General features: G+C 40.3%; 12 protein-coding genes. 3 read left to right on the forward strand and 9 right to left on the reverse strand.

The features are described 5' to 3' along the window. Window positions 1-47 precede the first annotated feature (47 nt). The 5 genes from FGG79_RS05345 to FGG79_RS05365 all read right to left on the reverse strand — a co-directional run bounded on the left by FGG79_RS05345 (window position 48) and on the right by FGG79_RS05365 (window position 4,682). Window positions 48-953, reverse strand: a complete 906-nt coding sequence (locus tag FGG79_RS05345) for a glycine betaine ABC transporter substrate-binding protein (RefSeq protein ID WP_240794202.1) — start codon at window positions 951-953, stop codon at window positions 48-50. 23 nt (window positions 954-976) lie between these two features. Next, window positions 977-1,714 (reverse strand): ABC transporter permease, encoded by a 738-nt coding sequence (locus FGG79_RS05350; protein WP_138776698.1) that lies wholly within the window; start codon window positions 1,712-1,714, stop codon window positions 977-979. Between the two features lie 4 nt (window positions 1,715-1,718). After that, a complete protein-coding gene (locus FGG79_RS05355) occupies window positions 1,719-2,711 on the reverse strand; it encodes an ABC transporter ATP-binding protein (protein ID WP_138776699.1) in 993 nt (330 codons plus the stop codon). 18 nt (window positions 2,712-2,729) lie between these two features. Next, a complete protein-coding gene (locus FGG79_RS05360; protein ID WP_138776700.1) occupies window positions 2,730-3,380 on the reverse strand; it encodes an ABC transporter permease in 651 nt (216 codons plus the stop codon). A 420-nt stretch (window positions 3,381-3,800) separates the two neighbouring features. After that, complete coding sequence (locus FGG79_RS05365; protein ID WP_138776701.1) at window positions 3,801-4,682, reverse strand: TetR/AcrR family transcriptional regulator; 882 nt, start codon at window positions 4,680-4,682, stop codon at window positions 3,801-3,803. A gap of 213 nt (window positions 4,683-4,895) precedes the next feature. On the opposite strand from FGG79_RS05365, the gene FGG79_RS05370 reads away from it, so the two are divergent. From FGG79_RS05370 to FGG79_RS05380, 3 genes are all read left to right on the forward strand, one after another. Next, window positions 4,896-7,955 carry an efflux RND transporter permease subunit gene (locus FGG79_RS05370; RefSeq protein WP_138776702.1) on the forward strand — a complete coding sequence of 1,020 codons (3,060 nt, stop codon included), beginning with the start codon at window positions 4,896-4,898 and terminating at the stop codon, window positions 7,953-7,955. 218 nt (window positions 7,956-8,173) lie between these two features. Continuing rightward, on the forward strand, window positions 8,174-9,625 hold the full coding sequence (locus FGG79_RS05375; protein WP_138776703.1) for an MDR family MFS transporter: 1,452 nt from the start codon (window positions 8,174-8,176) through the stop codon (window positions 9,623-9,625). A gap of 159 nt (window positions 9,626-9,784) precedes the next feature. Continuing rightward, complete coding sequence (locus FGG79_RS05380) at window positions 9,785-10,279, forward strand: DinB family protein (protein ID WP_138776704.1); 495 nt, start codon at window positions 9,785-9,787, stop codon at window positions 10,277-10,279. 131 nt (window positions 10,280-10,410) lie between these two features. On the opposite strand, the gene FGG79_RS05385 is transcribed toward FGG79_RS05380, so the two are convergent. From FGG79_RS05385 to FGG79_RS05400, 4 genes are read right to left on the reverse strand one after another with little or no spacing between them, the layout of a single operon-like run. Continuing rightward, window positions 10,411-11,208 carry an ABC transporter permease subunit gene (locus tag FGG79_RS05385; protein WP_138776705.1) on the reverse strand — a complete coding sequence of 266 codons (798 nt, stop codon included), beginning with the start codon at window positions 11,206-11,208 and terminating at the stop codon, window positions 10,411-10,413. A 15-nt stretch (window positions 11,209-11,223) separates the two neighbouring features. Next, window positions 11,224-12,015: an ABC transporter permease subunit gene (locus FGG79_RS05390; RefSeq protein WP_138776706.1), complete on the reverse strand. Its 792-nt coding sequence runs from the start codon at window positions 12,013-12,015 to the stop codon at window positions 11,224-11,226. A 6-nt stretch (window positions 12,016-12,021) separates the two neighbouring features. Next, complete coding sequence (locus tag FGG79_RS05395) at window positions 12,022-12,906, reverse strand: ABC transporter ATP-binding protein (RefSeq protein WP_138776707.1); 885 nt, start codon at window positions 12,904-12,906, stop codon at window positions 12,022-12,024. 26 nt (window positions 12,907-12,932) lie between these two features. After that, on the reverse strand, window positions 12,933-13,553 hold the full coding sequence (locus tag FGG79_RS05400) for a TetR/AcrR family transcriptional regulator (RefSeq protein ID WP_138776708.1): 621 nt from the start codon (window positions 13,551-13,553) through the stop codon (window positions 12,933-12,935). Window positions 13,554-13,695 lie beyond the last annotated feature (142 nt).

The raw sequence follows: 13,695 nt of genomic DNA on the forward strand, positions 1-13,695 counted from the left end.
AAAAAAGGACTAAACCAGAAGTGGTTCAGTCCTCATAAAAGTCTATGTTATTCCTTTATCAAATCGTTTTCCACCAGCCAGTCATGCGCGACCACAGATACACTATTCCCTTCGATATCCACTTTATAATTCAGTTCTCGCATAATATCACTATCAAGTTTACTTGCTAATTTTGCGGTAATATCTTTAATTTCAGGATACTTTTTATACACTTCTCTATTTATGCTGACGGCTGCCCTGTAAGGAGGAAAGAATTTCTTATCATCCTTCAATGTCACCAAATCATAGTCTACAATCGTGGCATCCGTCTCAAAGGCAACCGATACATCGACTTGGCGATTATTTAATGCTCTTTGAGTCAAACCGAGGTCCATCTGCTTGATCTGACCTGATCCAAATTTAAATCCGTACTTCTCTTCAACTCCAGGAAGACCATCTGCACGATTCGCAAATTCCGCATCAGAAGCCATTGCTAATTCGCCGGGATGGTCATTGATGTATTCGGCTAAGTCACTGATGGATTCAATTCCAAGCTGTTTTGCCTGAACTTTATTCATTGCCAGGGCGTATGTATTATTTACACTTGACATATTCATCCAATGAATTCCATTCTTTGCATCAAGCTTTTTCACTTTTTGAAACGTTTTCTGTGGATCTGTCATCGGCTCTTGTCCCATGTATGTAATGAGGGCTGTTCCTGTGTATTCCCACATCATATCCACCTGTTCATTTTCCAGAGCCTTTCGTACAACGGTACTTCCCAAATTGTTCATTTGCTTGACTTTAAAACCTTCCTCCTTTAAGAGAAAAGCTGTCATCTCAGAAAGCAAGTACTGCTCTGTAAAATTTTTGCCTCCGACGGATATTTTCTTACCCCCTATTCCACCGCTAGAACAGGATGTAAGCATTAGCGTAAGGATAATGATTCCAATCCATTTAAGCTTTTGTTTCAATCAAGTCACCTCCTGTAGTGGAATTACGTTTCTAGTGTTTGTTTAGTACCATTTGGAACAACGATTCTTTCAACCCATCTCAATAATAAATCGACGAGAACAGCCAGTATTGTAACAGGAATGGCACCTGAGATTAGATACCCATTATCAAACAACTGAATGCCGGTAAAGATCCAGACTCCAAGTCCTCCACCACCGACAACGTAAGCTAATGCAGCGGTACCAATATTTAATACAACTGCTGTCCGGATACCTGCCAGTATGGAGTAGGATGCATTAGGCAATTCAATCCTGAACAAGATTTGATATGGCTTCATCCCCATCCCCTTTGCAGCATCAATCAAGTTCTCGTCTATCGAATCAATCCCTGCGACAGTATTTCGGTATATAGGTAATAACGAATATATAAACAGTGCGAAAATGGCTGTCTTAAAACCGATACCTAAAATACTGATCATAAGCGCAAGTACGGCCAAACTAGGGATCGTTTGACCAAAATTCACTGTATTCGACACAATCCACTCTGCTCTCCTAAACTGCTTCCTTGTAATTAATATCCCCGCCGGAACCGCTACAATAAGTGCCAGTGTGGAAGAAACAAATACAAGCTGCAAATGCTGTTTTAATAAATGAAGAAACGTTTTAGATTGAGTGAACATATAGTCAAAATAGTGGTTTTTGATAGCCCAGACGAAGAATAGGATGACCAGTGCATAAACGAAATACCGAACCACATTACTGATAACCTTTTTGGTAATCACCGAATCATCCTTTCTGAACCACGTTCGTTTTCCCTTTAATTTCGTAATGAAGATACTTTTGAACAAGATCGATCATAATCGCACCTAATTTATTTCCTTGATCATCTGTCACGATCACTTGTTCGGCTTCCTGATTCAAGAGCATTGACAATGTGTTCCGAAGGTCATGGTGAACATTGATTGTTTTCGTGTCAGAAATCGATTCATCGAAGTCTGACAATCCTATAATGTTCTTCAAATCTTCAATTGTGTGCAGACTTAAACTTTTAATGGCACGATCTTTCCCAAAGAATTCATAAACAAAATCACTTTTTGGTCGGACCAGCATTTCTGAAGGAGTGTCATATTGCATGATTTCCCCTCCACGCAAGAGGACAATCTTATCCGCCATCTTAATGGCTTCATCGATATCATGACTGACAAACAAAATCGTTTTCTTTACTTCCCGCTGAATCTGAAGGAATTCATCCTGAATCTTCTCACGGATAATAGGATCCAGCGCACCGAACGGTTCATCCATTAGCATTACCGGAGGATCAGCCGCCAGTGCCCGAATGACACCTATACGTTGCTGTTGTCCACCTGATAACTCATGTGGGTATCTCTTTCCGAATTTCTCTCCGCTCAGCCCGATCATGTCCATCAACTTATTGAATCGGTCTCTCTTTTCTTTCTTTCCCCAACCTAACATGTCAGGAACAATCATGACGTTTTCTTCAATCGTCATATTTGGAAACAATCCGTTACTTTGAATGACATATCCAATTTTCCGACGCAGTTCAATTTGGTTTAACTCCATTGAGTCCTGTCCGTCGATGACGATTTTCCCATCGGTAATCGACTCAAGCCGGTTCACCATTCTCAAAAGGGTCGTTTTCCCACACCCGGATGGTCCAAGAAGTACGACAATGTGACCTTTTTCAACGGTTAAGTCTACTCCTTTGACTGCAGTCACACCGCCTTCGTAAGTCTTGGTTGTTTGATCGAACGTAATCATCTCATCACCTCTTCCACTTTATGCAATGCTTTTTCGAGTGTAGCGTTTTTGGATCCACAATAGTATGGCATCGGCTATCATTGCTAAAATTGCAACCGCTACAGATCCGCTAATAATTAAGTAATTATCTCCTCTTGATATGCCCTGTGTAATCAAGACACCAAGTCCACCAGCCCCTATGTATGCTGCGATGACACCAATTCCGATATTCAACACAACGGCTGTACGAATACCTGCCATGATAACGGGAAATGCGTTAGGAATTTCAACTCTCATAAGACGTTGATGAGTCTTCATTCCCACACCCTTTGCTGCATCTCGCATCTCTGGACTCACGTTACGAATCGCTGTATATGTATTTCTTATAATCGGGAGCTGAGAATAGAGAACTAACGCCACAAATGCAGGAACAAACCCAATTCCCTGGTTAATGATTGAAAAAATCGGAATCATTACTCCAAACAAAGCTATACTCGGAATCGTCAGCATAACCGACGCAATTTGCAACACCGTTTCAGCCAGATAGTCATTTGTCGTTAAATAGATACCAAGAGGTACCCCAATTAAAAGGGCTACGATAATGGCAAGTCCCACCAGAACCGCATGCTCAATAGTCAAATCAAGGATTCGAGGTGCATTTACCTCGAGAAATTTCATCCATTTCTCCACAGGTACATCCTCCTTTATATATGTAATTTTGGCCAAAACAAAAGCCGTCCAGGATCTAGAATAGTCCTGACGACCCACGGAATTAGTATAACCGTATAGTTGCGCCAACATTCCTTTACCCTCTCTGTCGAATCTTGAAACATTTACTAGATAGGAAAGTTTTATGGCAGGAGCTCTACAATGATACCAAAGAGAAACTGTTCTCTCTTGATCTATCCCAATTTCTCATAGATTAGCTTCATCAGCTCCCAGTTTAGAAACCAACACTCTTTACGATAAGAGCATTAAAAATAAAGCCTAAATTTTAAAAAAAACGCAGAAATTTAATATCAAATAGCAAGTCATATGTTTCTGAGGACTCGTTTCCTTCTGAATCTTCACTCACCTTCAATTTTCATTACCATCAAAAAAACTCCTTCCCTAATTATCAGGAAGGAGCTGCAATTCTAACTCTTCAGCTTCCAATTTTATATCCTCTTCATCCATTAACAATCTGAATAGTCCTTTGATGATTAACTCGTCAGGATCCGATTTCCGGCATTGGTCTGAAATCCGATTTGCTATGTTCATAAAGTACATAACACGAGTTTTACTCAAGCCTTTAATTTTATCGTACAGGGACTTCCATGCACTCTCTCTTTTTTCAAACGATATGAAGGCTCCTTCCTTGTCCATACTGACAGAAAAGGATTTCATCATGCCATCATCCAAGAGCGGACGACTATTCCCTTTTAGGAAATCATTTGCGAGCAGAGAAATCTGTCTAACTAAATGCTTGCCCAGTTTTTCAGGTTCGAGAGAATCATCCTGTGAAATCATTAACATCATATAGGACGAATAGATGGATTGGGTCATCCACATCAGGTCCCATTTATAGGGGTTGATTTCATCACCGAATACATCCAATAGATTGTGTTCGAGCCAGCTGAACAGCCTCCCCCTCATCCGGTGCTCCATGGCCGCAAGTTTTTCACTATTCTTAGCTGACTCACCTCTCATATGCATCTTCATATAAGATTTGTATTCCAATATCCCTTCAAATTGTACTTGGAACTGTTTGGCGAATCGCTCCATAGGAGGTACATTCCCGTCCAGTCCTACAACGAATGCCCGTTCAAATACGAGCTGCTGATAATGTTCATAAATCGATATGATCAAATCTTCTTTTGATTGAAAAAATGAGTAAAGCGAGCCCTTTGATATGCCGACACTTTCGGCAATTTGCTGCATGGACGTCTGATTGTACCCATTGGCCCCAAAGAGCTCCACTGCAGATTCGAGAATTGCGTTACGTTTGTCCATTTTCTACACCTCTATATCCAGAGAAAATATTTCCCTTCTCATTTTAACCATACTCTGCAAAAAATAGAAGAACATTGTTTCTTGACTACATCGTATTTTTAGGTAAAATGACTAGTGAGTCAACTAATGAAATGACTGTTGTATCAATATTTTAATACTTATAAAAACGAACGAATGACCCACAAGTCAAACATTTTAAAGGAGGAGTTATCCATGTTAAAAGCTATTTTGAATCGTTCGAAAATCGTCCTGATATTCATTTTATTATTTGTGATTATCGGAGTTTTCACCTTTTTACAATTACCACAGAGGGAAATACCGGAAACCAGTGTCAATATCGGCACGGTTACAACTGTATACCCTGGTGCTACTGTTGATTCAGTTGAAAGGACCATTACAAATCCTATTGAAACTTCTCTTCAATCAATCGGTGGCATTAAAGAGATCAGTTCTTCTTCAGCCGCCGGTTTCTCTACTATTATTGTAGAGGTAGAAGACGGGGAAGACAAAAAAGAAGTGTTTGGTAATGTGCGACAAGCCGTCTCTGATGCTTCAACCTCATTTCCAGAAGAGGTGTTCGATCCTGAAGTCAATGAATCTACCGTGAAAATGCCCATTGTATCTTACCACTTAATCAGTGATAATAAGGAATCACTTCTTGAGATGAATGACGAAATGAAAAGATGGAAGGACGAAGTCGAGGACTTAACCGGTGTTTCGAGTGTAACGGTGAAAGGCCTTCCTGAAGAAGAAATTATTGTTGAATTAAAGAAGGATGAACTCAAGGCTGCAGGGCTAAATCCTTCTTCGGTCATGAGTGCAATCAATAGCGAATATTACCCTACTCCCCTTGGAAAGCAGGAAGTGGACAAAGAGGTTGTACAATTAACTGTTGATCACTTTACTACCCTTGATGAAATGAACAAACTTTTTATCGGGAAAAATCCTCAGCGGGATTCGATATTCCTTGAAGACATCGCTAATGTGAAAGTTTCACCTAAAGAGATCAAAGACATCGTAACCTTTGAAGGTAAGCCCTCGGTATCTTTCACTGCATTTGTACAGCCCGGGGAAGACATTCCAACGGTAGATGAAAGAGTAGTTGACAAAGTGGAGGAGTTGTCTGACTCCTTGCCTTCTAAAGTTAAACTTGTTCCTTACTACTCTCAAGCGTCCACTGTTACAGATATTTTTGATGGATTATTTAAGTCCCTTGCCATTTCCGTTGTGGCGGTAGTTCTAACTACAGCCCTTGGACTCACTGTTTCAGGTGCATTCGTTGTAGCACTTGCCGTACCGATTTCCGTTTTGATGGGATTGATTCCCCTTCCCTTTGCGGGAGTGGATCTGAATCAAATTTCCGTCATAGGTGCCATTATCGCTCTCGGTATCCTGGTGGATGATTCTATCGTTGTGAACGACAATATCCAACGACGCTACAAACTTGGTGATGGTGCGCTTGTAGGCGCGGTAACCGGGGTGAAAGAGATTTGGGTGTCGATTGTGACTTCCTCTCTTGCCATTGTGTTCACATTCCTTCCTCTCATTTTTTTATCAGGTGGAAATGGAGCGTTCATTAGAGCTTTACCGACGGTCTTAATTACAACTATTATTGCATCCACCTTGGTTGCCCTGATCTTTGTTCCCATCATGAGATTCTTTCTTTATAGTAAAACAAAGAAAAAAGTTTCCGATGCTCCAGGGCTGTTAGGGAAACCATTAAATAAGATGGCTGATTTTTATGCCGATACTATACTGAAGAAGTTTTCAAATAGGCCGTTCGTCGTTTCTTCCATTGGCCTCGTGTTTACGACTGCCATCTTTGGATTGATTGCTCTGACACCTTTCGAATTCTTCCCATCTGCCGATCGTGAAGAAGTAACAGTCGATGTCACGCTGCCAATTGGTACTCCGATTGAAGAAACATCCAATACACTGGAAGATATAGAACAGCTTTTAAAAACAGACGAAGGTGTCTATGAAACTTCTGTGTTTGCAGGTACAGGATTACCGAATCTGTTCAACAGTTCTCTAACCAACTCAGGTCAAAATACAGGTCAATTAGTGGCAAGAGTCGACCGTAACAACCAGACTGCCCAAGGATTGATCGATGAATGGACAGATACACTACGAAATGAGTACCCTGAAGCGAAGATTTTCATGGAGACGATCCAGCAAGGTCCACCGGCAGGAGCTCCTGTAACGGTTACTATTTCAGGTCCAGAAATGAAGCGATTAATCGAGCTTCGAGATGAAATCTCAACTGAAATAAATACGTTGGATACCGATTTGATCGTTGATAATGTCGGGGATATGGAACCAACGATCGAGTATGTTCCAAATCGTGAGAAACTTTATGAAAATGGAATCACGATAAATGATGTCAGTCAACAGCTTCGCTTGGCTACAAAAGGTATTCCAATGAAAGCATTTGATAATGGTGTAACAAAACGTGATATGACTCTCCTTTTAGAAGGAAATGATGGAGACGTCGATCTCACTTCCCTGGAAGTTCCAGCAGAAACTGCAAATCCTGCGGGGCCACCTAAGATGCTCCCGCTTGATGAACTTGTGACGGCTGAGAAGAAGAAAGAAATTCAACTTATTCCCCACAAAGATGGAAAGCGTGCCATAACGATACGTGCTTTCCCAGGGGACGGAGAGAACTATAAAGAAAATGTACAGGAAATCGTAAAAGGTGTTCGTAAAGATCTTGATAACAATAACTACTCGATTACATTGGGTGGCGAAAATGAAGCGCAAAGTGATTTCTTTGCGGAGATCACCATCTTGTTTACCATCGTCATTTTCCTAGTGTACTTATTAATTGCTCTTCAGTTCAATTCTTTATCTCTGCCTTTCCTAGTCCTGGTTGCTGTATACCTTGCGATTGCCGGTGCGATTCTTGGATTGTTTGTCACTCAAACTCCAATTAGCTTCCTGGCAGTGATGGGGATGGTGTCCTTAACCGGAATCGTTGTAAGGAACTCAGTAGTGTTAATAGAGTTTATTGAACAAGGACTTAAGAATGGTATGAGTATAAAAGAAGCAGTCATTGAGTCTGGTCGTACACGATTACGCCCTATCCTTCTGACTGCCCTTACCTCGATAGTGGCACTGATTCCAGTGGCAGTCAGCGGAGACGCCTTATTCACACCACTTGCTGTTACGATTATATCTGGCATAATGTTCTCAGCTATATTAACACTAATCATAGTACCGATGATGTATCTGGTCTTTAACCGCTTCAGAAGAAGAAAACGTGAAGCTTAATACTGAAAATTTGAGGGGAGACGCGGTCTCCCCTCTTTACGTTGATTAAACAAGTTTAAAAATGATGATAATAGAAGTCATAGCTCATATCAGAAGGACTCAGAGATACGAGTTCAGTGTAAGCGTTCATTTAGAAATGAATATAACTCTTGAGATATTTCCGTGCATCAAGCATTATAGATAAGTGTTACATTTTATACTTTTTTTGGAGGAACTACATGACTACTAAAATAAATTCAAAAGCCATCCTCATAACCTTTATGATCGGTGCTTTTTTTGCAATCTTGAATGAAACTTTATTAAATATCGCCCTGACAGAATTAATGGAGGTCTTTAATGTAGATGCTCCCACAGTTCAGTGGCTTGCAACAGGCTTTATGCTTGTAATGGGGGTGTTGATGCCTATCTCTGCCTTATTGATTCAGTGGTTCACAACAAGACAAATGTTCATCGGGGTCATGAGTGTATTTCTTTTGGGAACGGTTGTCGCTGCATGCGCCATGAATTTCCCGATGCTCCTTGCGGGAAGGATGATTCAGGCTGTTGGAACAGGGTTACTGATCCCTGTCATTATGAATGCCCTGTTGCTGATTTACCGGCCGGAAGTCCGTGGGAAAATCATGGGTACTTTCGGATTGGTCATCATGTTTGCACCAGCTATCGGACCGACTCTATCTGGTGTTATCGTCGACTTCTTAGGATGGAGATGGTTGTTCATAACTGTCCTTCCATTTGCCGTATTTTCAATCCTGTTCGCCCTAAAATATTTACAAAATGTCGGCGAAGTAACCCGCCCTGGGGTAGATGTCTTTTCCATCATCCTTTCTTCCATCGGGATTGGCGGGATCGTTTATGGATTCAGTGCAGCTGGCGAAGAAGAAGCAGGGTTTACATCAGTCAAAATCCTCTTAATCATAGCGGGATCATTGATTAGCTTGATACTCTTTGTCATCCGTCAATTAAAACTTGAAGAACCACTCCTTGATGTTCGCGTTTTCCGCTACAGTAGCTATACGAGAGGCGTTGCCATTTTTGTCATCGTTATCATGGCTATGTTTGCGTCGGAAATCGTGATGCCAATGTACCTGCAGGGTCCTCTAGGCTATTCAGCAAAAGCTGCAGGGCTTCTATTACTTCCAGGCGCACTACTGAATGGTCTGATGTCTCCAACCATGGGTTCCCTATTCGATAAATATGGGCCAAGAAAACTGATCATCCCAGGAACACTGACGTTGGTCGGGGTCATGATCTTCTTTAGTACGATTAACCCATCGACTCCGATTTGGTTATTTGTACTCGTCTACATGATACTCATGCTCTCTATTTCTGCCATCATGATGCCTGCACAAACGAACGGTTTAAATGAACTTCCAAAGCACTTATATCCCCATGGAACCGCCATCGCAAATACGCTGCAGCCCGTTGCAGGTGCCCTTGGCGTTTCCATCTTTGTCAGTATTATGACTCAAAGTCAGGCAGGATATATTGAAGAACAATCCGGTGTTGTATCTGAAGGTATCCTTGAAAGCGCAATGACCTATGGTGTTCACCATGCTTATTGGTTCGCACTGGCCCTGGCAGCAATTTCTTTCGTGATTTCCTTGTATATCCGTAAAGCCATCGCCCCTGATTTTGATGGGGAGATGGAAAAGGCAGAAAGTGAAAGGTAAAGAGTTTTCATGATAAAAAAAACGAAAAGCTAAATTTCGGCTTTTCGTTTTTTTTATTCCCATATGAGAGTAATATCCTTTTCTCAAATGGCTATTACTGTACGTCCTTCTTTCTCAGGAGTAAAATGGTTCTGAAAGCATATTTGAGGAGGATCTTGTATGGATAAAGAAAAAAAGATTATTGATGAAATCCGTTTTGAATTGTTAAATAATGTGAATGGTTTAACTGATAAGCAATTAAACAAACGAGTTGAAGACGGTCGTTGGACAATTATGCAGGTACTGGATCATCTGTATTTAATGGAACGATCCTTGACGAAAGCGATTCAAACGACGTTAGAAAAAGGAGAAGTTCAAGAAGTCGAATCCAAGCCGGTTCACTTTACGGTAAATCGTTCTACAAAAGTTGACGCTCCACCTTTTGTAATTCCAACAGAAGAAAAGCTGACCCTTCAAGAAATGAAAGATAAATTGGAGGCATCACGAAAAGATCTACTCTCATTCCTAGAAACAACCAGCAAGGAGGATTTACAGAAAAAAGCGTATCCTCACCCTATATTCGGTAAGATTCGTTTGGATGAATGGGTCCCATTTATTGGATATCACGAAAAAAGGCATATTGAACAGATTATAGAGTTGAAATCAAAATTATAACCCCATTCAAGAAAGGATCTGCTCCCTGTGGAACAGATCCATTTTCTTCATTTTCCCCATTTATTCCCTTACCGGATTTTCATATCGTCAGATTACTATTATTCTAATTTTTGTTGGCAGTATTCCTTCAGCTATATGTTCAAATCCCGCTTATCATAAGACATAAACGTAGAAACAGCCAACACCCCTATCAGGACAAGAGAGATACCGACAAACACGAAATCCAATCCTCCCCCACCCATCACGTTCTTGGCTTCAAAATATTTAAATGGTGTGAAGTATTTCAAGCCCTCGATTTTTTCGCTCAAGTCTATTGCGAAGGATAGAATAAAGCATAGTAACAATACGCCTGTTGTCAATGTCGCTGCTTTTCCCGGCTTTTTACTAGAAGCTGCAATGGCTGTTCCAATCACCATAAATAATAATTGTAAAATGAACATTCCCAACATGATGATTCCTACATCACCTGCTATGGAAGCATCTTTACTGTAATGCCCTACAATCAACAAGGAGAAAATCCATGCGATAAGGTTGAGTAGCCCGATTTGAGTCAAGGCAGCCAGTAGCTTGATCCCTATGATTTTCTTTCTCGGAAGAGGTTTGACGAATAAAAACTCGACGGTTTTATCCCTCTCTTCCTTGGAAATGATGGTTGCACCGATCATTGCCCCATGGATGGTTGCAAGTAACAAAACATAGAGAAAGAGTACGCCATAATACCCAATTGCCGTCGACAAATCAAGAGTACCTACGCCTAGAAATGCTTGCAGAGATTTAGGCATTTCTGCCATCAAATCATTCATGGATTGACCTGAAGAAGAAAACCCCGCATACTTGCCCATTCCAGATCCGATCAAAGCAATCATTCCAATGCACCATATGATAAGGGATTTGCGATGAGCTTTCATTTCTCTAATATACACGTTCATATGATTTCCCTCCTTTTAAACCGTATGAATGTCTTTTTTGTTATAAATAATAAAGCTTACAGCCAGGGAGATCGTAAACAAAATCAAGCCCACAAACAGAAATGACCATTCATATCTCTCCTGTTTCATAATATAGGTGTAATCAAAGTATTTAAATGGTGTGAAATAGCGACTCGCCTCTTCCGTTGCAGCGACCATCCCAATTAAAAAGAAGGCGAAAACCACACCTAGAGAAACGGTAATGACCGATTTCAGCTTTGGAAATATTACCGCAATGAAAATGCCAATGGCAAACATCATCAGCTGAGTAAATAGGAGTGTAAGGGAAATCAACAAGAATACGTACAGACTGAATGCTTCCACCTTTACCAGATTGGCAATCATGATGGCAAAGAAGATATAGACAATATTTGTAAACGATAATGATGTCAGGGCTGCCAACAGTTTAGACCCCAGAATCTTCGTACGGGTCACCGGTTTAGTTAAAAGAAAATCAGCTGTCTTTTCCCTTATTTCCTTCGAGCTGATCGATACTCCAAGATTCATGGCTTGAATGGCACCGCATAATGTAATGTACAAAAATACATACGAATAAAATCCGTTAAGGGATCCAATGCTTTCTACCTGAATTCCCAAAGCTTTTCGAACACCTTCTGGAAACCCCTCCAGCAGCTTTTTGAATTCGTCTATTTCTTTAGAAATGGACGGGAACATGGACATGAACAGAATCACCAATGCAACGAGGGCTCCGGTCCAAATCAGCGTGGACTTCCGATAAGCCTTCAGTTCATAAAGGAAGATATTCATAGGGAATCAAGCCTCCTTTTCGTAATAGTGCATAAAGATTTCTTCTAAGTCAGGCTCCTCGATCCAAAGATTCGTTATTTCAATATCAGCAATCTTGTTCATTACTGTATTGATATCCCCTCTAAACAGGAAGCTTACATGATCCTCTTTTGTTTCCAGGTTGCTTACCCCTTCAAGTTCAAAGTAAGCAGGGTCTAAATCACCCTTACTTTCTATCTTGAACTTTTTATGATTGTTTTCTTTTAACGTACTGATTTTCTCAACTTGAACGATCTTTCCTTCTTTAATGATCGCAACACGATCACAAAGTCTCTGCACTTCACTCAGAATATGAGATGAAAAGAGAATGGTCGCGCCTTTTTCGTTTTCAGCCTGAAGGAGTTCAAAGAATTTTTGCTGCATAAGTGGATCCAAACCTGACGTAGGTTCATCTAAAATGATCAATTTCGGTTCATGGAGCAAACCCTGAATGATCCCCACCTTCTTTTTGTTACCGAGGGAGAGATCATCAATTTTCTTGGTTACATCCAGGTTCAACACCTGGGCCAATTCCTTTATTCTTTTCGAACAATCCTTTTTATAAAAGCTAGCAGAATACTTCAGAAGATCCATTACCTTCATATTGTCATAATAAAACACTTCAGATGGAAGGTAACCTACTTCTTTAGCGATTTCAGGGGCAAATTCAATACAGTCTTTACCAAAAATGGTGGCACTTCCGCTCGTCGGATGAATCAGTGAAAGTAGGGTTCGAATTGTCGTCGATTTGCCAGCCCCGTTTGGTCCGATAAAACCAAAGATTTCCCCTTCTTCTACGTGGAAACTGATATCAGTGATACCTCTGGATTTCCCATAGTTTTTTGTCAGTGAATGAATTTCGATGACATTCATACTCTCTTCCTCCCTTTTCCCCTATTCTATTTATAAAATGAAATCTTTAATAATTCGATATAGGAATCGATTTCCGCCAGAACTTCTTCTTGATTGATTTCATCAACTGAAACGTACTTCGCTTTCTGCTGTTGTTGATTGGCAAACCCTTCAAATGTCCAATAAATAATTTGAATTGACTTTTTTATATCGATCCCATCTTTGAATTTTGATGTGTCAACCTGAGAGAATAATGTTGCAAAACTACTTTCTACCATCTTTGCTTTCAAATGGTCAATATCATCTTTTACTTCTGTCGCTTCTTCTGCAAATGCACTTGTAAGAAAATTAATTAAATCAGGGTAGAAGGTAAAAAGTTCGAATTTTATCAATGTTACTGTGCGAATCGTAGTGAAAATATCATGCTCATTCCAGTCAACGCGCTCATAGATTTTCTCTGTGAATAGTTCAGACAGATGTTCATACAAAGAAATATACAACTCTTTTTTACTTTTAAAATAATGAAACAGAATTCCTTTAGATATCCTTGCTTCCTTCACAATGGCATTCGTTGATGCATTCTGATAACCGTTTTCAGCAAAAACCCGTGTTGCCGCATTGATGATCCGATCTTGTTTCTCTGGTTCTATGTTTAACGATTTAAACAAATGTTCTCACCCTCCTTTTAAAAAGGACATGTACTTGACCACTTTGGTCAATATCATCTTAATCCTTTTGACCGGTTTGGTCAATATTATTTTTATATAATCTTATACTCATCTCCTATCTTTCTTTTAAGTTTTAACTATT

The organism is Bacillus sp. BHET2 (assembly GCF_005938125.1).
Classification (GTDB): Bacteria; Bacillota; Bacilli; order Bacillales; family Bacillaceae_B; genus Rossellomorea.

What these genes read in the sequence shown, in the direction of transcription:
- FGG79_RS05355 (WP_138776699.1), bottom strand. Translation starts at nt 2,711, where the DNA reads ATGATTACGTTCGATCAAACAACCAAGACTTACGAAGGCGGTGTGACT.
- FGG79_RS05365 (WP_138776701.1), bottom strand. Translation starts at nt 4,682, where the DNA reads ATGGACAAACGTAACGCAATTCTCGAATCTGCAGTGGAGCTCTTTGGG.
- FGG79_RS05370 (WP_138776702.1), top strand. Translation starts at nt 4,896, where the DNA reads ATGTTAAAAGCTATTTTGAATCGTTCGAAAATCGTCCTGATATTCATT.
- FGG79_RS05375 (WP_138776703.1), top strand. Translation starts at nt 8,174, where the DNA reads ATGACTACTAAAATAAATTCAAAAGCCATCCTCATAACCTTTATGATC.
- FGG79_RS05380 (WP_138776704.1), top strand. Translation starts at nt 9,785, where the DNA reads ATGGATAAAGAAAAAAAGATTATTGATGAAATCCGTTTTGAATTGTTA.
- FGG79_RS05385 (WP_138776705.1), bottom strand. Translation starts at nt 11,208, where the DNA reads ATGAACGTGTATATTAGAGAAATGAAAGCTCATCGCAAATCCCTTATC.
- FGG79_RS05390 (WP_138776706.1), bottom strand. Translation starts at nt 12,015, where the DNA reads ATGAATATCTTCCTTTATGAACTGAAGGCTTATCGGAAGTCCACGCTG.
- FGG79_RS05395 (WP_138776707.1), bottom strand. Translation starts at nt 12,906, where the DNA reads ATGAATGTCATCGAAATTCATTCACTGACAAAAAACTATGGGAAATCC.